We start from the raw sequence: 23,373 nt of genomic DNA, 5'->3' as shown, positions 1-23,373 counted from the left end.
ATTACTGAATTTATATGTAGTAATACATCACAAATATATGACAATCAATTCATAGGGGGTACTAGGCATGTATAGACCAGTAAATCACGGATATATAGAAACTGTAATAGGTCCTATGTACAGTGGTAAGAGTGAAGAACTTATAAGAAGATTGAAAAGAGCTAAAATAGCAAAACAAAATATAGTTGTATTTAAACCTCAAATAGATGATAGATATAGTAAGGAAGATGTTGTTTCTCATAGTGGAGATAGTATAAAAGCTATACCTATAAGTGATTCTAATCAAATATATGATCATATAGATGAAAAAACTCAAGTAGTTGGTATTGATGAAGTTCAATTTTTTGATGATAACATAGTTGATGTAGCTATAGATTTAGCAGATCAGGGAATAAGAGTTATTGCAGCTGGACTTGATATGGATTTTAAAGGTGAAGCATTTGGACCTACACCAAGACTTTTAGCGGTATCTGAATTTGTTGATAAGATACAGGCTATATGCTCGGTTTGTGGACAACCTGCTACAAGATCTCAAAGGTTAATAAATGGGAAACCTGCGAGATACAATGATCCTATAATACAGGTAGGAGCAGTAGAAAGTTACGAAGCTAGATGCAGAAAGTGTCATGTAGTATATCGTGAAGATAAATAAGTTTATTAATATATCCTTTTAAAGTTTCACTTTAAAAGGATTTTTTGTATTATAATAAAGTATAGATATATAAATTAAATTTTGATTTAAAGAGGTGGGTAAATGAGCAATATATCTGTGGGAGGCCAAGCGGTTATAGAAGGCGTAATGATGCAATCTAAAGACAAAAGAGCTATTGCCGTAAGAAAAAGCAATGGAAAAATAGTGTTAAAAAAGAATAATATTAAAAGTTGGATAAATGAAACAAATATAAATAAAATACCTTTTTTAAGAGGGTCATTTATATTATTAGAAACAATGATAGAAGGAATAAAAAGTTTGAATTTTTCATCTGAATTTTTTATTGAAGATGGAGAAGAAGATGCTTTTGACAGATTTATAAAAAAGATATTTAAGGATAAAGCTAATGATGCAATAATAGGTATATCTTTAGTACTATCTTTATTATTTTCAGTAGGTATTTTTATACTTATACCAACAACGGTTGGGGGTATATTTTCAAAAATAATTGATAATAAGTTAATACTTAATCTAATAGAGGGAATAATTAGAATAAGTATATTATTTGCATACATAGTTATAATATCCCAAAATAGTGATATTAAAAGAGTTTTCCAATACCATGGAGCTGAACATAAATCAATACACTGTTATGAAAGTGGATTAGAATTAACAGTAGAAAATGCTAAAAAATTTACAACACTTCATCCTAGATGTGGAACGAATTTTTTATTTATAGTTATGTTTACATCAATAATATTATTTTCTTTCTTTGGGTGGCCTAATCCATTAGTTAGGGTTGTCATGAGGATACTATTTATTCCAATAGTTGCAGGTATATCTTATGAAATAATAAAATTTCTTGGGAAATATAATAATAAATTTACTAAAATTGTCGCATACCCAGGTATGATGTTACAAAAATTTACAACAAAAGAGCCAGATGATGAACAACTAGAGGTTGCATTGACTGCTTTAAAAGCTGTAATAAATGAAAAATAAAGGAGACAATATGACAATAAGAGATATAATCATTAAATACTCTCAAGAGCTAGAAAAAATAAGTGATACTCCAAGACTGGATGTAGAATTATTTTTACAAAAAGCTCTTGGTGGAGTTGATAGAATTTACATACATTTAAACTTAAATAAAGAGCTTACAACAGAACAATATGATGAATTTATAAAATATATAAATGATAGAATTAATGGAAGGCCAGTTGCATACATAGTAGGTAATAGAGAATTTATGGGACTAGACTTTTTTGTTAAAGAAGGTGTCCTAATTCCCAGACCAGATACTGAAACATTAGTTGAGGAAATAATAGAACTTTGCAAAAACAAAAGTGAACAAATTAATATACTTGATATTGGAACTGGATCTGGGTCTATTACTGTAAGTTTAGCTAAATATATAGAAAACTCAAAAGTAATGTCTTTTGATATATCAGATATACCACTAGAAGTAGGTAAAATAAATGCTATAAATAATGAAGTAGATAATAAAATTGAATTTGTTAAATCAGATGTGTTTAGTGCTATAAAAGATACGGAAAAGCAATTTGATGTAATAGTATCTAATCCACCATACATACCTAAGAAGGATATAGAAACTCTTCATACACAAGTGAAGGATTATGAGCCGTATAATGCTCTTGAAGGTGGAGAAGATGGACTTGATTTTTATAGACAAATAACTAAAGAGTCAATAGACTACTTAAAGCAAGGTGGTATATTGGCATATGAGGTTGGACATGATCAAGCTGAAGATGTATCAGAAATAATGAAGTCTTATGGATATACTAAAATATATAAAAAGAAGGATATACAAGGCATTGATAGAGTTGTTATAGGTTTTAAACTATGATATAATCAAAGAATTGATATTGACAAATAAAGAGGTGAAAATATGCTAAAGAAGTTAGAAGTACTAGAAGATAAATATAAAGAGTTAACAGAAAAAATAAGTGATCCAGAAATAATAAATGATCAAAAGACTTGGCAAAAATACATGAAAGAACATGCTGATTTAGAACCAATAGTAATGAAGTACAGAGAGTACACAAATGTGTTACAAAGCATAGCTGATTCAAAGGAAATATTACAAGAGGAATCAGATGAAGAGTTAAGAGAATTAGCTAAAATGGAATTATCAGAAATGGAAGATATGGTTGAGCCATTAGAATCAGAACTTAAGATATTATTATTACCTAAGGACCCTAACGATGATAAGAACGTTATCGTTGAGATAAGAGGTGGAGCAGGTGGAGATGAAGCAGCTCTATTTGCAGGTGATTTATTTAGAATGTATTCTAGATATGCAGAGAGAAGAAGATGGAAAATGGAATTATTAAGTGCAAGTGATACGGGTGTCGGTGGATATAAAGAAGTATCATTCTTAATAAAAGGTAAAGGTGCATATTCTAGACTTAAGTATGAATCAGGAGTTCACAGAGTTCAAAGAATACCTTCTACTGAATCAGGAGGAAGAATCCATACATCAACGGCTACAGTTGCTGTTTTACCAGAAGTTGAAACTGTAGAAGTAAATATAAACCCAAATGACTTAAGAATAGACGTATTCCGTTCTTCAGGAAACGGTGGACAAAGTGTTAACACTACTGACTCTGCGGTAAGAATAACACATATACCAACAGGAGAAGTAGTTTCTTGTCAAGATGGTAAATCTCAGTTAAAGAATAAAGAACAAGCTCTAAAAATATTAGTAGCTAGATTAAATGATAAAGCTATAGCTGAGCAAAATAAAGATATAGCAGCAGAAAGAAAGAGTCAGGTTGGTACAGGAGATAGATCTGAAAGAATAAGAACTTATAACTTCCCTCAAGGAAGAGTAAGTGATCACAGAATAAACCTAACATTATATAAGTTAGACTCATTCTTAGATGGAGATATCGATGAAATGATAGATGCTCTAATAACTGTAGACCAAACTGAAAAGATGGCATCAATATAAATCCCTATTAATCTAGGGATTTTTTTGAGCAACTTAAATTATTTTGATGCTTTTTAAAACTTTAATTAGTACTAAGGCTTTAAAATATTGGATAAATATAGTATGAATAGATTAAAATTTATATAATAACTTTGGTAATGTTATCTCCATGTGAAGTATATAATGTTATATACAATACAAGGAGGGAGAATATGATACTTAGAATAACAATAATAGGATTACTTGCTGGTGTTATTGGTACAGGTCTTGGTGGAATTATATCTGCTTTATTCAAAAGAAATGTTGACCGATATTTAGACTTTTTTATGGGTCTATCTGGGGGAATAATGCTAGCTGTAGTTGTATTTGACTTGATGAAAGAATCTATGAATGAAATCGGTGTTTTACCTACTGTAATATTTACATTTGTGGGCGTATTATTAACTATGTTTTTAAAAACAAAATTAGATATGTCTAAAGAAATGAAAGCGGGATATCTTATATTTATAAGCATATTGTTACATAATTTACCAGAAGGGTTGGCTATAGGCTCATCTTTTATGTCTACTGAAACATTAGGTATGACACTTGCAATAGTAATAGGTATACATAATGTTCCAGAAGGGTTAGCAATGGCATTAAGTTTAGTTGGAAGTAGAATGAAAATATCTAAAGTTATTTTATTTACAATAATAGCAGGAATACCAATGGGAATAGGAAGTTTCATAGGTGCTTATTTTGGAGGAGTATTTCATTCATTGATAGGGGTATTTCTTGCATTAGCAGCTGGTACAATGATGTATGTCGTGTTAGAAGAGATATTCCCAAAGTCAAGAAGCTTATATTGTATAATAGGTTTTTTAATTGGAACAATAATTGTATATTACATCTAAAAATGAGATGAAAGCAGGTATACTAAAGATGAATACTATCATAAGTAAAATAGATATAAAAAATATAGATAAAAATGAGATAAAAAAACAAGCAGAATTAATAAAAGAAGGAAAAACGGTAATATTTCCTACAGAAACTGTATATGGATTGGGAGCAAATGCTTTAGATGAAAATGCTGTAAAAAAAATATACGAAGCTAAGGGAAGACCTAGCGATAATCCACTTATAGTACATATATATAATAAAGAAGAAGTATATAATCTAGCAAAGGATGTAAATGAGAAGGCTGAAATTATAATGGAACATTTTTGGCCAGGTCCTATAACTATCATATTAAATAAGAAGGATATAGTTCCATATAAAACAAGTGGTGGATTAGAAACAGTAGCTATAAGAATGCCGTATCATTCAATTGCTAGAGAAATAATAAAACAAGCAGGAGTTCCTATAGCTGCGCCATCTGCAAATATTTCGGGAAGACCTTCTCCTACTAAAGCGGATCATGTTTATGAAGAAATGAATGGAAGAGTTAGTGGAATAGTTTTAGGTGGAGATAGCAACTTTGGTTTAGAGTCAACAGTGTTAGATGTAACAACAGACACTCCTATGATACTAAGACCAGGGAGTATAACTAAAGAGGATTTGGAAAAAGTAATAGGTGAGGTTTTAATAGACCCTTCTTTAGCTAGAAAAGAGGACAATGATAAGGCTAAGGCACCAGGTATGAAATATACACATTATTCTCCAGATGCAGATGTATATATTGTATCAGGGAGTGAACACGCTATTGTAGAAAAAATAAATTCTCTTGTGGAAGAAAATGAAGAGCGTGGTTTAAAAACTGGAGTAATGTGTTTAGAAAAGAATAAAGATAATTACAAAGGTGAAGTTTTATCTTTAGGTAATACTTTAGAAGAAGTTGGAAGTAATTTATTTGATGCATTAAGACAAATGGATAAAATGAATATAGATATAGTATATTCAGAAGAATTTCCAACAGATGGAGTGGGGCAAGCTATAATGAATAGACTTTTAAAATCAGCAGGATATAAAACTATAAAAGCCTAGAAATATATCTATAAAAACATGAACAAATAATGTATAATATTACAAGATATATTCTATAACATAGATTATATAAATATAGTTGGAGGTATTGTACATATGAAAATAGGGTTAGCTAGTGACCATGGAGGATATAACTTAAAATCAGAAATAATAAAACATCTGAAAGAAAAAGGAATCGAATGTATAGACTTTGGACCAGATAATTCTCTAGAGTCAGTTGATTATCCTATATTTGGGGAAAAAGTTGCAAATGCTGTTATATCTAAGGCAGTAGATTATGGAATAGTATGCTGTGGAACAGGAATAGGAATATCATTAGCTGCTAATAAAGTTCCAGGTATAAGATGTGCTGTTGTATCGGATGTATTTTCTGCAAAAATGTCTAAAGCTCATAATGATGCTAATATGCTATCTTTAGGAGAAAGAGTATTAGGAAGAGGATTAGCTTTAGAGATTGTAGATGCATGGATAAATACAGAATTTGAGGGTGATAGACACTCGAAAAGAGTTAATATGATAAAAGAAATAGAAGAAAGATACAATAAGTAGGAGGCATAAGTAATGAGTAAAGTAATAGTAACAGATCATCCATTAATACAACATAAATTAACATTAATGAGAGATAAAAACACAGGGTCAAAAGATTTCAGAGAACTTTTAACAGAAATAAGTATGTTAATGGGATATGAAATAACTAGAAATGTACAATTAGAAGAAATAGAAATAGAAACACCAGTAACAAAAACAAAATCTAAAGTTATAGCAGGTAAAAAGTTAGGGATAGTACCTATATTAAGAGCTGGTTTAGGAATGGTAGATGGATTAGTAAGTTTAACTCCAGCTGCTAAGGTTGGACATGTTGGATTATATAGAGATCCAGAAACATTAAAGCCAGTAGAATATTACTGCAAACTTCCTCAAGATATTGAAGAAAGAGAAATGATAATAGTTGATCCAATGCTTGCTACAGGTGGTTCAGCAGTTGCAGCAATAGATGTATTAAAATCAAGAGGAGCAAACTCTATAAAATTAGTTAATTTAGTTGCAGCTCCAGAAGGTATAGCAGAGGTTCAAAAATATCATCCAGATGTAGATATATATGTAGCTGCTATAGATGAAAAGTTAAATGATCATGGATATATAGTACCTGGATTAGGAGATGCAGGAGATAGACTATACGGAACAAAATAATTTTTAGAGAAAAAAAGGAATTTAGTGATAAAAAAAGAATCTATAATTATATAGATTCTTTTTTTATGTAATTATTTTATTTAATGAATTAATAATTTAAGTTAAGTGTATTATATATAATGTTAAGTTGAAAAAGAGGTTATAAAAAATAAATATAAAAATATAAATTAAAAATGTAATCAAAAAAATAATTAAGATATAGTTGAAATATTATAAATATTCAATTAAATAATTATATTTTACTTAATTAAAATAATAAAATAATACGAATTACTATAATAAAAAAAGTATAGGGTTTATATAAAAATATTTCATTAAATTTCAAATTGAATCCTGAAAATAGAAATTCGTTCCAAAATATGAAAAAATATGATAGAATTAAGATAAAGTAAAACAAAGTTTCAATTTTAAGTATAAATTTTGATAAAATTGGTTTTTGTTATATAAAATTATACTCTTTTAGAGAGGATATATTAGTCAATGAACAAGAAAAAAACATATATGGAAATTGCTAATATGCTTTCACTAATAACTCAACTTGGGCTTATGGTATTAATATGCATATTAGGGTGCACATTTATAGGAAAGTTTTTAGATTCTAAGTTAAATACATCTCCAATATTAACATTAATATTTATGTTATTAGGTGTGGGGGGAGCATTTATGGGAGTATATAAGACTTTAATTGCATACACAAAAAGGAAGTGAAGTTATGGACAATAAGCTACAAGAAGAAATTAAAAAATTAACAAAGGGAATTATAGTGTATGATTTGTTAATATTATTAGCACTAGCGATAACTTTTAACCTTAACAAACAGATGGTATTAGGTTTGGTGTTTGGAACACTAATAGCGATACTCAACCTTAAATTGTTAGCGATAACAATAAATAAAACAGTATCTATGCCATCTACAAAAGCCCAAATATATTCATCTAGTCAATATTTGATTAGAATGGCAATAATGGCAGTGGTTTTATTTGTATCTGCTAAAGCGCCTCATTTGAATATAGTTGGAACTGCTATGGGATTACTATCTACTAAATTTGTTATTTTAACACAAAAACTATTAATAGAAAAAGTGAAAAGAAAGGAGGCATAAGAATGAGTCAAGCAAAATGGGTTTGGATTTTTGGAAACTTCAAGTTAAGTGAAACTGTTGTAGTGAGTTGGATAATAATTGCAGCTTTAGCTATAATATCATTTTTACTAACTAGAAATCTAAAAAAAGTACCCACAAGTAAAGTTCAAATATTCTTAGAGTTTGCAATAGGTGGGCTTGATAAAATGGTTAAGAATACTATGGGTGAGAAAACAGTAAAAAGAATGCCTAATATTGTACCTTACATAGGAAGTTTGTTTTTATTCTTTGCGTGTTCTAACTTAATAGGATTATTAGGATTTAGATCTCCAACTACAGATTTAGATACTACATTAGCGTGGGCAATGATAACATTCTGTATGATTTACTACGCTGGAGTTAAGTTCCATGGTCTTAAGTACTTTAAAGGATTACTGGAACCAATACCTTTTTTATTACCATTAAACATAATAGGAGAGGTAGCGAAGCCTATATCATTAAGTTTCCGTCCATTCGGGAATATACTAGGTGGAGCAGTTATAATGGCATTACTATATAGATTCTTAGGATGGTTATCAACACTGATACCAGGGGTTTCAATACCAATAGGTCAATTAGTTATACCAGTGCCATTACATTTATACTTTGATTTATTTGCAGGATTACTACAAGCATTCATATTTATAATGTTAACAATGGTGTTTGTTGGAAATGCAGCAGAAGAATAAGTAATTAATCTAAAATAAAATAAATAAAAAATTTTAAATTTCGAGGAGGAAAAGAAAAATGGATATGAATACAGCAATAATAGCAGCAGGTTCAGCTATAGGAGCAGGTCTTGCAGTTATAACAGGTATAGGAGCAGGTATAGGTCAAGGTTTTGCAGCAGGTAAAGCAGCAGAAGCAGTTGGTAACCAACCAGAAGCAAAAGGAGATATAACTCAAACAATGTTACTTGGAGCAGCAGTAGCAGAATCAACTGGTATATATGGACTAGTTATAGCTATAATCCTTTTATTCGCTAACCCATGGATATAATATGATTTTATAGAAGAATTTTAAAATTTTTCGCAATTAGGAGATGGTAAAGCCATCTCCTAATTATAAATGGTTATTAGTGGAAAGGAGGATACATATGGAATTTAAACCGCTAATAGGTATAACATATGAATTTATATTTCAACTTGTAAATACTTTCCTAGTGTTTTTCCTTTTAAAGAAACTATTATTTAAGCCTGTATTAGGAATAATAGAAGCTAGAGAAAAAGACATAAGGGAAGATTTAGCGCAAGGAGAAAGAGCTAAAAAAGAAGGTTTATCTTTAAAATCAGAATATGAAGAAAAACTAAATTCAGCAAAAGAGCAAGGTCAAGAAATAATTAAGCAAGCAACTTTAAGAGCAGAGCAAAAAGAAACTGAAATAATAGCTGCTGCTAAGCAAGAAGCAAGCCAATTAAAAGAAAAAGCTAGTAAAGATGTAGAACAAGAAAGACAAAAAGTTATGAATGAGATAAAGAATGAAATCTCTAATATAGCAATTTTAGCTGCATCTAAAGTTATTGAAAAAGATATAGATTCTAAGAAACATAAAGAGTTAATAGATAACTTTATAAAAGAGGTGGGCGAATCTAAATGATAAATGTAATAGCAGATAGATATGCACAGGCTTTATTTGAAGTTGGAGAGGAAACTCAAACTACTAGTGAACTATATCAAGAATTAAGTGAATTAGTAGACATATTTAATGAAAATAAAGATTTATACAATTTCTTAAAATCACCTTTAATTGGTAGAGAAGATAAGAAAAATGTAATGCAAAATATATTCAAAAATCAATTAAGTAATAGTATGAATAATTTCTTAAAATTAGTTATAGATAAAGATAGAATATCAGCTATAGAGAATATGAAAGAATCATATAAAAGCTTATTAAATGATAAGAATAATATATTAGAAGGAACTGCAATAACTGCGGTTGAGTTAAGTGAAAAAGAAATCAAAGATTTAGAAAAGAATCTTTCTATAAAATATAATAAAAACGTTACTTTAAATAATATAGTTGATGAAACTATATTAGGAGGAGTTTTAGTTAAACTTGGAAATGAAGAGATAGATGGAACTGTTAGAACTCGTTTATCTAAAATGAAAAATCAATTATCTCAAGTAATATCTTAGAATGGCGGTGAACCCATGAATTTAAGACCAGAAGAAATAAGTTCAATAATAAAAGAACAAATAAAAAATTATGAAAATAAAGTTGAATTAACAGATACAGGAAGTGTTTTAAAAGTTGGAGATGGTATAGCAAGTGTTTACGGATTAGAAAATGCTATGGCAGGAGAACTTTTAGAATTCCCAGGAGAAGTTTATGGAATGGCTCTTAACCTTGAAGAAGATATGGTTGGGGCAGTTATGCTTGGTGATGACCGAGGTATAAAAGAAGGGGATGTAGTTAAGAGAACTGGAAACGTAGTTTCTGTTCCAGTTGGAGATGCATTAATAGGAAGAGTTGTAAATGCATTAGGTCAACCAATAGATGGAAAAGGACCTATAAACACAAATAAAACAAGACCAGTTGAATCTGAAGCTACAGGAATAATGGCTAGAAAATCTGTTCATCAACCACTTGAAACAGGAATAAAAGCTATAGATGCCATGATACCAATAGGTAAAGGTCAAAGAGAGCTTGTAATAGGGGATAGACAAACAGGTAAAACATCTATATGTATAGATACAATACTTAACCAAAAAGGTAAAGATGTTATATGTATATATGTTGCAATAGGGCAAAAGCGTTCTACAGTAGCTCAATTAGTAAACACTTTAGAAAAAGGTGGAGCTATGGACTACACAATAGTAGTATCTGCAAGTGCTTCAGAATCTGCACCACTTCAATTCATAGCACCATATGCTGGAGTTGCAATGGGTGAAGAATTCATGTTTGAAGGAAAACATGTATTAATAGTATATGATGACTTAACTAAGCATGCAGTTGCATATAGAGAGATGTCATTATTACTTAAGAGACCACCAGGACGTGAAGCTTACCCTGGGGATGTATTCTACTTACACTCAAGATTACTAGAAAGAGCTGCTAAGTTATCAGACGAATTAGGTGGTGGTTCTATAACTGCACTACCTATAATAGAAACTCAAGCTGGGGACGTTTCTGCGTACATACCAACTAACGTTATATCTATAACTGATGGACAGATATACTTAACACCTGAATTATTCTATGCAGGTATAAGACCAGCAGTTGACCCTGGTATATCAGTATCAAGGGTTGGAGGTTCTGCTCAAATAAAATCAATGAAAAAAGTTGCAGGACCATTAAAGCTTCTTTACTCTCAATATAAAGAACTTGCTGCATTCTCTCAATTTGGATCTGACTTAGATGAAGATACTAAGAAGAGACTTGCACAAGGGGAAAGAATAGTTGAGGTATTAAAGCAAGGTGAACATCAACCACTAAAAGTTGAAAATCAAGTTATGATAATACATGCAGTTACAAACGATTTATTATCTGATATACCAGTTAATAATATAGCAAGATTTGAAACTGAATTATTCCAATTTATAAATATAAATTATCCAGAAATAGGAAAGAAAATTCTTGAAAATGGAGATTTCACTCAAGAATTAACTAACGCTATAAAAGAATTTAAGAAAAAGTTTGTTATAGAAGCGTAATCCTTTTAAAAAAAGGAGGTAAACACAGTGGCAGGAGCTGGAATGAAGGAAATCAAAACTCGTATTAAAAGTGTTGAGAGTACTAAACAAATAACTAAGGCTATGGAACTTGTATCGTCATCTAAATTTAGAAAAGCTAAAGAAAGAGCTGAAAGTGCAAGACCATACTTTAATACTTTATACAACACAGTTCAAGATATAGCTAAAAATACGAGTAATAGTAGAAATGTATTTCTAAAAGAAAGAAAAGTTAATAACGTATGTTATATAGTAATAGCTGGTGATAGAGGATTAGCTGGAGGTTACAACTCTAACATTTTAAAAGCAGTACTTGCTCATAACAAATTAGGTACAGGAAAAGTTATACCTGTAGGAAAAAAAGCTAAGGAGTCTTTAAGTAAAAGAGGCTACGAAGTTATAGATTATATAGAATCTGTAGAAAAATGTGTTTATGAAGATGCAAACAGAGTAGCTCAAGCAGCTATGGAAGCTTATAAAAATGGAGAAGTTGATGAGGTTAATCTTGTTTATACAGAGTTTATATCTGCCTTATCACAAGAACCTAAGATAGTAAAATTATTACCAGTTACAATAGATAATACAAATACTGAAAAAGAAGTTAAAAAAGGCAAAGCTGCAGTTCAATATTTACCTTCTGCTGATGCAGTACTTGGGTATGTATTACCTAAGTATGTATCAGGAAGTGTATATGGAGCAATAGCAGAATCTTTTGCATCAGAGCAAGCTGCAAGAAGAACTGCTATGGAATCAGCTACAGACAATGCTAACGAAATGATATCAAAACTAGAATTAGTATATAATAGAGCGAGACAAGCGGCAGTTACTCAAGAAATATCTGAAATAGTTGGAGGAGCGGCAGCAGCTAAATAATAAGGAGGTTAGGACATGGCAAACATAGGTAAAATAGTTCAGGTTATAGGACCAGTATTAGACGTTAAGTTTGATAGTGAAAAAAGCTTACCTAATCTATTAAATGCATTAGTGATAAAGCAAGGAGATAAAGAGATAGTAGCAGAGGTTGCACAACACGTTGGTGGCGACACTGTTAGATGTATATCAATGAGTTCAACTGATGGACTTGTAAGAGGAATGGAAGTTGTTGATACGGGGGCTCCAATAACTGTTCCCGTTGGAGATGCAACATTAGGAAGAATATTTAATGTATTAGGTCAGCCAGTTGATGGTAAACCAGCACCAACTGATGCACCACAAATGCCTATACATAGACCAGCACCAGAATTTGAAGAATTACAACCTACTGCCGAAATACTAGAAACAGGTATAAAGGTAGTTGACTTATTAGCACCATACTTAAAAGGTGGTAAGATAGGGTTATTCGGAGGAGCTGGAGTTGGTAAAACAGTTCTTATACAAGAACTTATAACAAACATAGCTTCTCAACATGGTGGATTATCAGTATTCGCTGGAGTTGGAGAAAGAACAAGAGAAGGTAATGACCTTTATGAAGAAATGACTGATTCTGGAGTTATCAAAAAGACTGCTCTAGTATTCGGACAAATGAATGAGCCACCTGGAGCAAGAATGAGAGTTGCGTTAACAGGACTTACAATGGCAGAACATTTCAGAGATGAAGAGAACCAAGACGTATTATTATTCGTTGATAACATATTCAGATTTACTCAAGCTGGATCTGAGGTTTCAGCACTTCTTGGACGTACACCATCAGCAGTTGGATACCAACCAACACTAGCTACAGAAATGGGTAGATTACAAGAAAGAATAACATCTACAAAGAATGGGTCTATAACATCTGTTCAAGCTGTATACGTTCCTGCCGATGACTTAACTGACCCGGCACCAGCTACAACATTCAACCACTTAGATGCTAAGACAGTTTTATCTAGACAAATAGCATCTCTAGGGATATTCCCAGCGGTTGATCCATTAGAATCTAGTTCAAGAGTTCTAGATCCTCAAATAGTTGGTAAAGAACACTATGAAGTAGCTAGAGGGGTTCAATCTATATTACAAAGATACAACGAACTTCAAGATATAATAGCTATACTTGGTATGGATGAATTATCTGATGAAGATAAATTAACAGTTGCTCGTGCTAGAAGAATACAAAGATTCCTAGGACAACCATTCCATGTTGCTGAAGTATTTACAGGTATACCTGGTACATATGTACCACTAAAAGAAACTATAAGAAGTTTCAAAGAAATATTAGAAGGAAAGCATGATAATTTACCAGAGTCAGCATTTATAAATGCAGGAAACATAGACACTGTAGTTGCTAGAGCAAAGGAGAGTAGATAATAATGGCAAATGTATTTGCACTTGAAATTGTCACTCCTGATAAAACCTTCTATAATGGAAATGCAGAGATGATTGTAGTTAGAACTACTGAAGGAGATAGAGGTATATTAAAAAATCATAGACCTTTAGTAGCAGGACTTGCGACAGGTACTTTACGTATTAAATTAGATGGAAAATTTAAAGATGCAAAAGTATCTGGAGGATTCATGAATGTTGATAAAGAAAAAACTGTAATAGTTACAGAATCTGCAGAGTGGATATAAAATTATATAAAAAAGGGCTAGATTTTATCTAGTCCTTTTTTATATAGTCCACATTGAGTATGAATTTAATAAATGGTGGTACTTTGAATTTTGATATAGAATTAATATAATAAAATTATACATAGTTTATATAATGGAAATAAAATAAATACTTTACCATATAAAATGTATTATTAAAGTAAAAATAAATACTTAGAGCAAGTATACAATATAAAATTTATCAATTGAATATAATTAAATAATAGGAATAGAATAAATATATAAGTATTATATGGAGGGAATAATGAATATATTAGATATTGGAGTTGATATAATAGAAATATATAGGATAAAAGAATTACTAGATAAAAACCCTAGATTTTTAGAAAAAATGTTCACATCTAAAGAAATAGAGTACTTTGAAAGTAAGAGTTTTAAGGCTGAAACTATAGCAGGAAACTTTGCAGCGAAAGAAGCTATAAGTAAGTCTATAGGAACAGGAATACGAAAGTTTAATTTAAGAGATATAGAAGTGCTAAGAGATGAATTAGGAAAGCCAATAGTGAAAACTTATAATAATTTCAAACAGATTTGCATAGATTATAATGTTTCAGAAATAAAAGTATCTATATCTCATTGTAAGGACTATGCAGTAGCTAACTCTATAGCTATAACTAAGGAGGGATAATATGAATGATAAAAGAGCTAAAGATATAATGACTACAGATGTAATAGTGGCAAATAAGAATGATATTATTGCTAACGTGGCAAATCTACTTATAAAGGAGAAAATAGGAGGGCTGCCAGTAGTAGATGAAGAAAATAAGGTAGTAGGTATAATCTCTGAAACAGACATAATGAAAAAAGAATCCCATGTGGATTCTCCAAGGATGTTAAATTTCATACAAGGGATAATATTTTTAGATGATATGAAGAAGTTTGAAGATGAGATGAGAGCAATAGCAGCATATAAGGTTGAAGATTTAATGTCTAAAGATATAATAACAGTAAATGAAAATGACACATTTGATTATGTAGCTAATGTTATGATAAACAAATCTATAAATAGAGTACCTGTAGTAGACGAAAATAACTTCTTAAAAGGTATAATATGTAGATATGACATAATAAAGGCTATGTATAATTAGAAATGATAACTTAGGAGGTTTTTTGTGAAAAGGTGGGCTATAATATCAGTAATATTTATTACTATATTTGCAATTTTTATAGGTTGTCAAAGAAGAGAGTCCACAAAAGAAGAAGTATATAAAGAGTTTCAGAAGAAGATAGTTACTATGTCATCATACAAGTGTATTGCTGAAATAGAAGCCTCAGGAAATAAAAGTTCTCATAATTATGTATTTATTCATAGTTACGTTAAACCGGATTATTATAAATTAGAAGTAGTAGAGCCGAAGAATTTAAAAGGAAAAACAATGGAGTATAAAGGTGATAAGGTAATAATAAGTAACCCAGATATAAAAGATAAAATAGAATTGCCGAATATGGAAGATAATAGACAATATGCTTTTATAGGTGATTTTATAAAAAATTATCTTCAAAATGAAGAGGTTAACATAAAGTTATCCAATAATAGTTTGATATTAGAAACTACTATACCAGGAAATAATAAATACTTCAATAAACAAATATTATATGTAAATAAAGACACTAAAAATCCAGAAAAAATGGAAATATTAAATGACGAAGGAAAACCAAGTTTTACAGTCAAATACAAGGAGTTTGAGTGTAAAAAGTAAGGGGGACAAAAGATAATGAAAAATCGAGTAACAGCTCCTACATGGGCGGAGATAAATCTAGATAACATAAATTTTAATTTAAATAATATAAGAAAGTTATTAAAAGAAGATACTAAAATTTGTACAGTGTTGAAGGCTAATGCATATGGACATGGCTCAGTAGAAATTGCTAAATTTTTAGAAAATAAGAATGTAGATTACTTTGCAGTCGCAAGACTTGAAGAAGCTATAGAGCTTAGAGAAAATAATATAAAGATGCCTATATTGTGCTTAGGATTTGTTCCAGAAGAATCTTTAGAATATGCTCTTGAAAATAATATAACATTAACTATTTATTCTTTAGAAATGGCTAAAAAACTTAATGATATATCTGAAAAAACAGGTATAACTGCTAATATACACATAAAAATTGATACAGGAATGAGTAGAATAGGTTTTGAAGCAAGTGAAGAATCTATAGATCAAATAGTTAATATATCTAATTTAAATAATCTATATATAGAAGGTATATATACTCACTTTGCTAAATCTGATGAAATAGACAAAGATTTTACCTACAAACAGGCAGATAGATTTAAATTTATGGTTGATAGTATAGAAAAAAGAGGTATAAATATACCTATAAAACATGTATCAAATAGCGCTGCAACAATTGATTTACCAGATTTAAATTTCAATATGGTAAGATGTGGTATTGTTTTATATGGATATTATCCATCTGATGAAGTTATAAAAGATAAACTTCAATTAAAGCCTGCCATGACATTAAAAACAAAAGTAGCCCATATTAAAGAGCTTAAAGAAGATACAGGAATAAGTTATGGATTAAAGTATAAAACTAGCAAACTTGAAAGAATAATTACTATACCTATCGGGTATGCAGATGGATTTACTAGAATGCAAAATAACCCTAAAGTATCTATAAATAATGAAATATTTGATGTCGTAGGAAGAATTTGTATGGATCAATGCATGGTAAGAATTGATAAAGATATAGATATAAAAATTGGAGATGAGGTTATAATATTTGGGGAAAGTAATATAAATGCAGACAATATAGCTAAGGATTTAGGAACAATAAACTATGAAATAGTATGCATGGTGTCTAGAAGAGTTGACCGTATCTATAAGGAAAGAAATGTAATTTTACAAGCTGATAGTTATTTGGTAAAATTAAAAAGATAGTATATCCCGGGAGGCGATGTTGTGCACAATAAAAGAAAGGAAAAAATAACCTTTACTTTACCTGATTCTCTTATGTCTGAAGTAGATCATATAGTTCAGATGGAGAACAGTAACAGAGCAGATTTTGCTAAAGCAGCTTTTCAGTTCTATATAACTCAAAAGAAGAAGATAGACCTTAAAGAGTGTATGATTAAGGGCTATAAAGAGATGGGTCAAATTAATCTATCATTAGCTGAGCTGGGTATGACAAATGAGGTATCTTCAAAAGATAACATGGAAGAGAAGATTGCCCAAGGTGAATACTAATTTGGATATAAAGCGAGGATACTTATATTATGCTGACTTAAGCCCAGTTGTAGGATCAGAACAAGGAGGAGTTAGACCAGTTCTTATAATACAAAATGATATAGGTAACAAATACAGTCCAACTGTAATAGTAGCCGCTATAACATCTCAAATTAATAAAGCTAAGCTACCTACGCATATAGAAATAAGTGCGCATGAGTATGGACTTAATAAAGACTCTGTTATTCTCTTAGAGCAGATACGTACAATAGATAAAAAACGTTTAAGAGAAAAAATTGGTTGTCTAGATAAAAATATGATGCTAAAAGTTGATAATAGTCTTCAAATAAGTTTAGGACTATTTACTCTGTAAAAAATATTGGTATTAAGTAATATCAATATTTTTTTTTGAAAATTGTAAAATATAATAGTATATGCTAACCATAATGTGAAAATTATAAATATATATGCATTCTTTTGAAAAAATAGAGTAAAAAATAGGTTAAAAGTGATATAATAAAGTAAGATTGAACTAAAAGTAATACATATGGACAACTTAACTTTAAGAGTACAGGGAGGTAATTACATGAGAGATCATAAAGGATTAAAAGATATCGCACGTAATATCAGAAAAGATATAGTCTCTATGATACATATGTCTAAATCAGGACATCCAGGAGGGTCATTATCAGCAGTTGAAATATTAACAGCTCTTTATTTTGATGAGATGAATATAGATCCTAATAACTGTAAGATGGAAGATAGGGACAGATTTGTCTTATCAAAGGGACATGCAGCTCCAGTATTATATGCTACTTTAGCACATAAAGGATATTTTGATAGAGAAGAATTAAAGGGGTTAAGAAAGATAAATAGAATGCTACAAGGACATCCTGATATGAAAGGAACTCCAGGAGTTGAAATGTCAACAGGATCTTTAGGACAAGGTTTTTCAGTTGCTTGTGGTATGGCTATGGCATCTAAACTAGATAATGCACCATGGAGAGTATACACTTTACTTGGAGATGGAGAGGTTCAAGAAGGTATAGTTTGGGAAGCTGCTATGAGTGCTGCACACTATAAATTAGATAACATGGTTGCATTTTTAGACTACAACGGACTTCAAATAGATGGAAAAACAGAAGATGTTATGAACATAGGCCCTATAGTAGATAAGTTTAAAGCTTTTGGATGGAATGTAATAGAAATAGATGGTCATGATTTTGATCAAATATTTGCGGCTTTAGATATGGCTAAAGAAACTGTAGGAAAACCAACAATGATAATTGCTAAGACTATAAAAGGTAAGGGCGTTTCATTTATGGAAAATCAAGCAGGATGGCATGGAGCAGCTCCAAGTGATAGCGATTTAGAAAGAGCTTTATTAGATTTAGGGGGTGTAGATAATGACTAAGATGGCAACTAGAGACGCATATGGAAAAGCTTTAGTTAAGCTAGGACAAATTAATGATAATGTAGTAGTATTAGATGCAGACTTATCAAAGTCTACAAAAACAAATGATTTTTGTAAGGCATTTCCAAGTAGATTTTTCAATATGGGTATAGCAGAGCAAAACTTAATTGGTGCAGCTTGTGGATTTGCAACAGCTGGTAAGATACCATTTGCAAGTAGTTTTGCAATGTTTGCTACAGGTAGAGCTTTTGAAGTAATAAGAAACTCTGTAGCATATCCAAAATTAAATGTAAAGATATGTGCAACTCATGCAGGTCTTACAGTTGGTGAAGATGGAGCATCTCATGAAAGTATTGAAGATATGGCTATAATGAGAGCTATACCAAACATGACAGTTTTAGTTCCAGCAGATGGAGTTGAAGCTGAACAAATGATATTAGAAGCGGCTAAATTCAATGGACCTATGTATGTCCGTTTAGGAAGAAGTGCGGTACCTACAATATTTGATGAAAATTATAAATTCCAAATAGGTAAAGGTAACGTAGTTAGACAAGGAAATGATGTATCTATAATAGCTTGTGGAATAATGGTTAATGAAGCTATATTAGCTCATGAAGCATTAAAATCAGAAGGTATAAATGCTAGAGTTATAAATATGTCTACTATAAAGCCTATAGATAGAGAATTAATAATAAATGCAGCTAAAGAAACAGGTGCAATAGTAACTGCTGAAGAACATAGTATAATAGGTGGATTAGGTTCTGCAGTAAGTGAAGTAGTAAGTGAAGAGTGTCCTGTTGTTGTTAAGAAAGTAGGAGTTAAAGATACGTTCGGAGAATCTGGAACACCTGCTGAATTATTAAAGAAATATGGATTAACTGCAGAAGATATAGTTAACTCTGTTAAAGAAGCTATAGCTAAAAAATAATTAAGTATTATAAATTAAAATTTTAGTATTATTATACAGTGAATTTATAAAATTAGTAAATTTAATAAGTTATTCTTAAAAAAGGTAGTATATTATCTATTAATAATAGGAAATATACTACCTTTTTATATATTAAAGTATTATAACTTATCTATTTCATAGATAAATTATAATTCCCACTGATAAAGGTTTGATTAAATATATGAAAGCTAGTTGAACAAATATTAGCGATATAAGTGAAGTGGATTTTTAAATATATATATATTTATAAGAACTAAAACTTTTTGAATATATTGCAAATACAATGGTATTATATTTTACAAATTGAAATATAGAATTTATAATTTCAAAAAGTGGTTGCATTTATGGTGTATCACTAATATAATACAGTTATAAGTGTACTACTGAACTAGTACGGTAATACGGAGGTGATTAAATGAACTTTATGCCAAATGATAGAGAACCTGTCTATCTACAAATTATAAGATACATAAAGCAAAAAGTAGTAAGAGGAGAATTAAATCCAGGTGATACAATACCTTCAAGAAGAGAAATGGCACAAATCTTAAAGGTAAATCCAAATACAGTTCAAAAATCATATAAGGAGATGGAAGAGATGGGAATTATAAATACAATAAAAAGTTACCAAAGTAGCATAACTACTGATGAAAATGTAATCAATAAAATAAGACATGATCTTATAAATGAATCTATGGAAGTTTTTATAGAAAATATGAAGGCTATAAATGTCAAAAAGGAAGAACTTATAGAGATTATAAAAGATAAGTACTAAGGGGGGATAAAAGTGATCGAGGTAAAAAATGTAAGTAAAAAATACAGAAAAGTTAAGGCTTTAGACGATATATCCTTTAATATAGAAGAAGGTAAAATAACTTGTATACTAGGGATAAATGGAGTTGGTAAATCAACAATACTAAAATCTATTGCGGGGCTTATTAAACCCGATAAGGGAGAAATATTAATAGATAATGAAAAGCTAACTTATAAAACTTATAATAAGATTTCTTTTGTACCAGATGTAGATAATCACTTTGCACAATATACAATAAAAGAAAGTTTTGAATTTATGAAACAGTTTTATAAGAATTGGGATGATGAAAAAGCTTATGAAATGTTAGAATTGTTCAATTTAACAGATGATAGAAAAATATCTAAATTATCAAAAGGAAATATAGCTAGAATAAAAATAATATTGGGATTTGCTCAAAATGCAAAATATACATTACTTGATGAGCCTTTCTCAGGAATTGATATTTTTAAAAGAGAAGAGTTCTTAGGGGTAATGACAAAATACATAAATGAAGAACAAAGTATAATACTAACAACTCATGAAATAAGTGAAATAGAAATGATAGCAGATGATGTAATTTTAATAGATGAGGGGAAAGTTTCTTGTATATTTAATGCTGAAGAGCTTCGTACAAGGGATGGAATGTCTATAGTAGATAAAATGAGGGAGGTATATAAAGGTGAATAATATATTAACTTTATATGATATGGAGTTTAAAAGAATATATAAAATATATTTTACGCTGATAGGAATATTATTAGCTTCAAATATTGGAGCAACTTTATTTAGTATATATTCTGTACCATCAAGAACTTCTGATATAGAAGGAAATCCTATTACTGTGAATGTATTAAAGAGTGAAGAAGGTATTAGATATATATATGAATACTTAATAGGAGATTTAACTTCTATTACTAAAATGGCTGTGGCATTTTCTGTTTTATTGTGTTTATTATATAGTCTTGTTATATGGTATAGAGATTACTTTTCTAAAAGTAAGACCATAGCAACTTTACTTATGTTACCGCAAAAGAGATTTAATATATACATAGCAAAACTTATAACAGTAACGAGTATGATATTTGGTGTTATATCAGTACAATTTTTATTTTGGTTTATAGATTTAGTTATTATAAAAGCTATATTGAATGTTAATGTAGACGGTTTTACAAATGTATTTGAAACTATACTAGCAAATCAGAATAGATTTTCTAATTTGATATTTATTCAACCTATAGATTTCTTAATGATAGATGTTTTTGGAGTAATACTTGCAGTTGTGGTAATATTTACAGGAGTTTTAATGGAAAGAAGTTATAAGAAAATAGGAATTATTTTAGGTGGGGGATATATATTTGCGTCTATAATATTATATATATGTTTAACTGCACAATATGCACAATATGTAGATATCTTACTTAAAGTACAGATAGCATATTATATAGTCATATTTGTAATATCAATTTTAATTTCAAGAACATTATTAAATAAAAGGATTGGTTTATAGGAGGTAAAATTATGAATAAAAAAATATCGTTAGTAACTTTAGGATTATCTTTATCTTCTATAGTTATTTTAACTGGAGCTATGATAATTTCACAACCTAAATATACATTAAAAAATATAGTTGGAAAACAATCAAGTTTAGGGGATGTAGTTGTATATAGCCAAAGTAAAAGAGGTATTTATTCTAATGATAGTGTAATATTGTCTAAGGATAAATATCAATTTAATAAAAATGTAAATCAAAATCCTGATTTATATAAATATTCAAAGAATTTTAATAAAAATAGGGATATATTTCCAGGGTATATACATGATACAGGTTCCATATATTCGGATGAAAATAGTATAGGATATATAGAGTATATTGATGAGCAATATGGAGAAACTGATATTACGCTATCAACATCTATAAAAGATAAAAATTTAGATACAGGGGAAATTACACAGTTTAAAATAGAAATTCCAAATAGTTTAAAATCTGAAAATAATAATAATCACAAAGGATTAGTAACTAAATATAACGGTGAAGTTTATATTGCTTTGCTTGGAGAACAAGAAAATAATCCAGATAGAAAAAAGACAAGAAAAGATGAATTAGAAGACTTTGTGGAAATATCTAAGGTTGATTTTAACAATAAAGAAGCTAAATCCGTAAATAAGATTAATTTAAAGGTAGATGATAAATCTAAATATAGATTAGTTTATAATAACCCATTTGTAATTGATAATAGAGTATATTTTTATTTAGAAAACCAAAATACATTAGAAAATAATTATTATTTAGCTTATTATGACATGGAGAATAATAAATTTGATTACATAGATAATAAAATTAATTTAGAGCTTCCTTTAGAATCATACCAACAAAACGTGGAAGGTGAAAAATTAAATTTATTATCTGATACAGAGAATAAAAGTAAAGTGGATTTAAGTTTATACACTATAGATTTAACAACTGGAAAAATAGTAATTAACAATGAGCAATATAGTATTAAAAAGTTAAATAAAAATATGTGTCTAAATACATTTAGAATTATAGATAATAAGATATACATATTATCAAAGACCTCTAATGCAGATAATATGAACTCAAGACTTGATGGAGAATATACTGATAATGTAATTGTATTAGATAAAAATAGTAAAAGTACTCTATATATAGGCGAATATATGCAAGGGGAAGCTTATAGATCTGAGAGTTATATACTTAAAAACAATGAATTATAAATTAATAAAAGTACTATGATTTTTCATAGTACTTTTATTAATTTCTATAATACTTAATAATTAAAAACTTATAGTAACTTATATATTAAATATTCTTCTAATGCTTATACATGCTTCATATATTTAAAATAGGGGGGTGATATAAGTGAAGAAAGTAAATTTTAATATTAAAGGTGTAATAT

30 protein-coding genes are annotated in these 23,373 nt (G+C 29.5%); all 30 read left to right on the top strand.

Annotated features, from left to right (window positions below; translation table 11 throughout):
• Nucleotides 1–67: 67 nt before the first annotated feature.
• The 30 genes from Q5F54_RS00670 (at nt 68) to Q5F54_RS00525 (ending at nt 23,191) form a co-directional block, all read left to right on the top strand.
• Nucleotides 68–652, top strand: coding sequence for a thymidine kinase (locus Q5F54_RS00670; protein WP_071118959.1), 585 nt, complete (start codon nt 68–70; stop codon nt 650–652).
• A 102-nt stretch (nt 653–754) separates the two neighbouring features.
• A complete protein-coding gene (locus Q5F54_RS00665; RefSeq protein ID WP_071118958.1) occupies nt 755–1,654 on the top strand; it encodes a DUF1385 domain-containing protein in 900 nt (299 codons plus the stop codon).
• A 10-nt stretch (nt 1,655–1,664) separates the two neighbouring features.
• Nucleotides 1,665–2,519: a peptide chain release factor N(5)-glutamine methyltransferase gene (gene prmC / locus Q5F54_RS00660; protein ID WP_288306062.1), complete on the top strand. Its 855-nt coding sequence runs from the start codon at nt 1,665–1,667 to the stop codon at nt 2,517–2,519.
• Between the two features lie 42 nt (nt 2,520–2,561).
• On the top strand, nt 2,562–3,626 hold the full coding sequence (gene prfA / locus Q5F54_RS00655; RefSeq protein ID WP_071118957.1) for a peptide chain release factor 1: 1,065 nt from the start codon (nt 2,562–2,564) through the stop codon (nt 3,624–3,626).
• A gap of 191 nt (nt 3,627–3,817) precedes the next feature.
• Complete coding sequence (locus Q5F54_RS00650; RefSeq protein WP_071118956.1) at nt 3,818–4,498, top strand: ZIP family metal transporter; 681 nt, start codon at nt 3,818–3,820, stop codon at nt 4,496–4,498.
• A gap of 28 nt (nt 4,499–4,526) precedes the next feature.
• Nucleotides 4,527–5,567, top strand: a complete 1,041-nt coding sequence (locus tag Q5F54_RS00645) for an L-threonylcarbamoyladenylate synthase (RefSeq protein WP_302333864.1) — start codon at nt 4,527–4,529, stop codon at nt 5,565–5,567.
• Nucleotides 5,568–5,663: 96 nt separating this feature from the next.
• Nucleotides 5,664–6,116, top strand: coding sequence for a ribose 5-phosphate isomerase B (rpiB, locus tag Q5F54_RS00640; protein ID WP_071118955.1), 453 nt, complete (start codon nt 5,664–5,666; stop codon nt 6,114–6,116).
• Nucleotides 6,117–6,128: 12 nt separating this feature from the next.
• A complete protein-coding gene (gene upp, locus Q5F54_RS00635; protein WP_277229527.1) occupies nt 6,129–6,758 on the top strand; it encodes a uracil phosphoribosyltransferase in 630 nt (209 codons plus the stop codon).
• A 480-nt stretch (nt 6,759–7,238) separates the two neighbouring features.
• Nucleotides 7,239–7,466 carry an AtpZ/AtpI family protein gene (locus Q5F54_RS00630; protein WP_277229529.1) on the top strand — a complete coding sequence of 76 codons (228 nt, stop codon included), beginning with the start codon at nt 7,239–7,241 and terminating at the stop codon, nt 7,464–7,466.
• 4 nt (nt 7,467–7,470) lie between these two features.
• Nucleotides 7,471–7,860 carry an ATP synthase subunit I gene (locus Q5F54_RS00625; protein WP_281538727.1) on the top strand — a complete coding sequence of 130 codons (390 nt, stop codon included), beginning with the start codon at nt 7,471–7,473 and terminating at the stop codon, nt 7,858–7,860.
• 2 nt (nt 7,861–7,862) lie between these two features.
• Complete coding sequence (gene atpB / locus Q5F54_RS00620) at nt 7,863–8,567, top strand: F0F1 ATP synthase subunit A (RefSeq protein ID WP_281538726.1); 705 nt, start codon at nt 7,863–7,865, stop codon at nt 8,565–8,567.
• Nucleotides 8,568–8,631: 64 nt separating this feature from the next.
• Nucleotides 8,632–8,877 (top strand): ATP synthase F0 subunit C, encoded by a 246-nt coding sequence (gene atpE / locus Q5F54_RS00615; protein ID WP_180703618.1) that lies wholly within the window; start codon nt 8,632–8,634, stop codon nt 8,875–8,877.
• A gap of 97 nt (nt 8,878–8,974) precedes the next feature.
• Nucleotides 8,975–9,475 (top strand): F0F1 ATP synthase subunit B, encoded by a 501-nt coding sequence (gene atpF / locus Q5F54_RS00610; RefSeq protein WP_281538725.1) that lies wholly within the window; start codon nt 8,975–8,977, stop codon nt 9,473–9,475.
• The gene (locus Q5F54_RS00605; RefSeq protein ID WP_281538724.1) at nt 9,472–10,014 is read left to right on the top strand and encodes a F0F1 ATP synthase subunit delta; all 543 of its coding nucleotides are present in this window, start codon (nt 9,472–9,474) and stop codon (nt 10,012–10,014) included. The genes atpF and Q5F54_RS00605 overlap by 4 nt, the downstream gene beginning before the upstream one ends.
• Nucleotides 10,015–10,029: 15 nt before the next feature.
• A complete protein-coding gene (gene atpA / locus Q5F54_RS00600) occupies nt 10,030–11,532 on the top strand; it encodes a F0F1 ATP synthase subunit alpha (protein ID WP_071118948.1) in 1,503 nt (500 codons plus the stop codon).
• A gap of 27 nt (nt 11,533–11,559) precedes the next feature.
• Nucleotides 11,560–12,423 carry an ATP synthase F1 subunit gamma gene (atpG, locus tag Q5F54_RS00595; protein ID WP_302333863.1) on the top strand — a complete coding sequence of 288 codons (864 nt, stop codon included), beginning with the start codon at nt 11,560–11,562 and terminating at the stop codon, nt 12,421–12,423.
• Between the two features lie 15 nt (nt 12,424–12,438).
• Nucleotides 12,439–13,833 carry a F0F1 ATP synthase subunit beta gene (atpD, locus tag Q5F54_RS00590; protein WP_071118946.1) on the top strand — a complete coding sequence of 465 codons (1,395 nt, stop codon included), beginning with the start codon at nt 12,439–12,441 and terminating at the stop codon, nt 13,831–13,833.
• Between the two features lie 2 nt (nt 13,834–13,835).
• Complete coding sequence (gene atpC / locus Q5F54_RS00585) at nt 13,836–14,096, top strand: ATP synthase F1 subunit epsilon (protein ID WP_071118945.1); 261 nt, start codon at nt 13,836–13,838, stop codon at nt 14,094–14,096.
• A 283-nt stretch (nt 14,097–14,379) separates the two neighbouring features.
• A complete protein-coding gene (gene acpS, locus Q5F54_RS00580) occupies nt 14,380–14,763 on the top strand; it encodes a holo-ACP synthase (RefSeq protein WP_071118944.1) in 384 nt (127 codons plus the stop codon).
• Nucleotide 14,764: 1 nt separating this feature from the next.
• Complete coding sequence (locus Q5F54_RS00575; RefSeq protein WP_071118943.1) at nt 14,765–15,223, top strand: CBS domain-containing protein; 459 nt, start codon at nt 14,765–14,767, stop codon at nt 15,221–15,223.
• 24 nt (nt 15,224–15,247) lie between these two features.
• The gene (gene gerS / locus Q5F54_RS00570; protein ID WP_302333862.1) at nt 15,248–15,835 is read left to right on the top strand and encodes a germination lipoprotein GerS; all 588 of its coding nucleotides are present in this window, start codon (nt 15,248–15,250) and stop codon (nt 15,833–15,835) included.
• A 15-nt stretch (nt 15,836–15,850) separates the two neighbouring features.
• A complete protein-coding gene (gene alr, locus Q5F54_RS00565; RefSeq protein ID WP_071118942.1) occupies nt 15,851–17,020 on the top strand; it encodes an alanine racemase in 1,170 nt (389 codons plus the stop codon).
• 21 nt (nt 17,021–17,041) lie between these two features.
• Nucleotides 17,042–17,326, top strand: coding sequence for a ribbon-helix-helix domain-containing protein (locus tag Q5F54_RS00560; RefSeq protein WP_074010940.1), 285 nt, complete (start codon nt 17,042–17,044; stop codon nt 17,324–17,326).
• Between the two features lies 1 nt (nt 17,327).
• Nucleotides 17,328–17,678, top strand: a complete 351-nt coding sequence (locus Q5F54_RS00555) for a type II toxin-antitoxin system PemK/MazF family toxin (protein WP_071118941.1) — start codon at nt 17,328–17,330, stop codon at nt 17,676–17,678.
• 213 nt (nt 17,679–17,891) lie between these two features.
• A complete protein-coding gene (locus Q5F54_RS00550) occupies nt 17,892–18,719 on the top strand; it encodes a transketolase (protein ID WP_071118940.1) in 828 nt (275 codons plus the stop codon).
• A complete protein-coding gene (locus Q5F54_RS00545) occupies nt 18,712–19,647 on the top strand; it encodes a transketolase family protein (protein ID WP_288563831.1) in 936 nt (311 codons plus the stop codon). Before Q5F54_RS00550 ends, Q5F54_RS00545 begins: the two co-directional genes overlap by 8 nt.
• A 436-nt stretch (nt 19,648–20,083) precedes the next feature.
• The gene (locus Q5F54_RS00540; protein ID WP_288523898.1) at nt 20,084–20,440 is read left to right on the top strand and encodes a GntR family transcriptional regulator; all 357 of its coding nucleotides are present in this window, start codon (nt 20,084–20,086) and stop codon (nt 20,438–20,440) included.
• Between the two features lie 12 nt (nt 20,441–20,452).
• Nucleotides 20,453–21,145, top strand: a complete 693-nt coding sequence (locus Q5F54_RS00535; RefSeq protein ID WP_288526128.1) for an ABC transporter ATP-binding protein — start codon at nt 20,453–20,455, stop codon at nt 21,143–21,145.
• Nucleotides 21,138–21,965, top strand: a complete 828-nt coding sequence (locus tag Q5F54_RS00530) for a hypothetical protein (protein ID WP_288247768.1) — start codon at nt 21,138–21,140, stop codon at nt 21,963–21,965. Before Q5F54_RS00535 ends, Q5F54_RS00530 begins: the two co-directional genes overlap by 8 nt.
• Nucleotides 21,966–21,976: 11 nt before the next feature.
• A complete protein-coding gene (locus Q5F54_RS00525; protein ID WP_288526130.1) occupies nt 21,977–23,191 on the top strand; it encodes a hypothetical protein in 1,215 nt (404 codons plus the stop codon).
• The last annotated feature ends 182 nt before the right edge of the window (nt 23,192–23,373 follow it).

It is taken from the genome of uncultured Romboutsia sp., from assembly GCF_958366745.1.
In the GTDB taxonomy this organism is placed as follows: domain Bacteria; phylum Bacillota; class Clostridia; order Peptostreptococcales; family Peptostreptococcaceae; genus Romboutsia; species Romboutsia timonensis.
The sequence above is the reverse complement of the archived record's forward strand: the minus strand, read 5'-3'. Positions and strand labels throughout refer to the sequence as shown.

Coding starts and splice junctions, on each gene's coding strand:
- Q5F54_RS00645 (WP_302333864.1), top strand. CDS start 4,527: ATGAATACTATCATAAGTAAAATAGATATAAAAAATATAGATAAAAAT.
- Q5F54_RS00665 (WP_071118958.1), top strand. CDS start 755: ATGAGCAATATATCTGTGGGAGGCCAAGCGGTTATAGAAGGCGTAATG.
- Q5F54_RS00550 (WP_071118940.1), top strand. CDS start 17,892: ATGAGAGATCATAAAGGATTAAAAGATATCGCACGTAATATCAGAAAA.
- Q5F54_RS00575 (WP_071118943.1), top strand. CDS start 14,765: ATGAATGATAAAAGAGCTAAAGATATAATGACTACAGATGTAATAGTG.
- prmC (WP_288306062.1), top strand. CDS start 1,665: ATGACAATAAGAGATATAATCATTAAATACTCTCAAGAGCTAGAAAAA.
- Q5F54_RS00625 (WP_281538727.1), top strand. CDS start 7,471: ATGGACAATAAGCTACAAGAAGAAATTAAAAAATTAACAAAGGGAATT.
- Q5F54_RS00545 (WP_288563831.1), top strand. CDS start 18,712: ATGACTAAGATGGCAACTAGAGACGCATATGGAAAAGCTTTAGTTAAG.
- upp (WP_277229527.1), top strand. CDS start 6,129: ATGAGTAAAGTAATAGTAACAGATCATCCATTAATACAACATAAATTA.
- alr (WP_071118942.1), top strand. CDS start 15,851: ATGAAAAATCGAGTAACAGCTCCTACATGGGCGGAGATAAATCTAGAT.
- Q5F54_RS00605 (WP_281538724.1), top strand. CDS start 9,472: ATGATAAATGTAATAGCAGATAGATATGCACAGGCTTTATTTGAAGTT.
- atpB (WP_281538726.1), top strand. CDS start 7,863: ATGAGTCAAGCAAAATGGGTTTGGATTTTTGGAAACTTCAAGTTAAGT.
- atpF (WP_281538725.1), top strand. CDS start 8,975: ATGGAATTTAAACCGCTAATAGGTATAACATATGAATTTATATTTCAA.
- atpC (WP_071118945.1), top strand. CDS start 13,836: ATGGCAAATGTATTTGCACTTGAAATTGTCACTCCTGATAAAACCTTC.
- Q5F54_RS00670 (WP_071118959.1), top strand. CDS start 68: ATGTATAGACCAGTAAATCACGGATATATAGAAACTGTAATAGGTCCT.
- rpiB (WP_071118955.1), top strand. CDS start 5,664: ATGAAAATAGGGTTAGCTAGTGACCATGGAGGATATAACTTAAAATCA.
- Q5F54_RS00540 (WP_288523898.1), top strand. CDS start 20,084: ATGAACTTTATGCCAAATGATAGAGAACCTGTCTATCTACAAATTATA.
- atpE (WP_180703618.1), top strand. CDS start 8,632: ATGAATACAGCAATAATAGCAGCAGGTTCAGCTATAGGAGCAGGTCTT.
- Q5F54_RS00525 (WP_288526130.1), top strand. CDS start 21,977: ATGAATAAAAAAATATCGTTAGTAACTTTAGGATTATCTTTATCTTCT.
- atpA (WP_071118948.1), top strand. CDS start 10,030: ATGAATTTAAGACCAGAAGAAATAAGTTCAATAATAAAAGAACAAATA.
- Q5F54_RS00630 (WP_277229529.1), top strand. CDS start 7,239: ATGAACAAGAAAAAAACATATATGGAAATTGCTAATATGCTTTCACTA.
- atpD (WP_071118946.1), top strand. CDS start 12,439: ATGGCAAACATAGGTAAAATAGTTCAGGTTATAGGACCAGTATTAGAC.
- prfA (WP_071118957.1), top strand. CDS start 2,562: ATGCTAAAGAAGTTAGAAGTACTAGAAGATAAATATAAAGAGTTAACA.
- acpS (WP_071118944.1), top strand. CDS start 14,380: ATGAATATATTAGATATTGGAGTTGATATAATAGAAATATATAGGATA.
- Q5F54_RS00650 (WP_071118956.1), top strand. CDS start 3,818: ATGATACTTAGAATAACAATAATAGGATTACTTGCTGGTGTTATTGGT.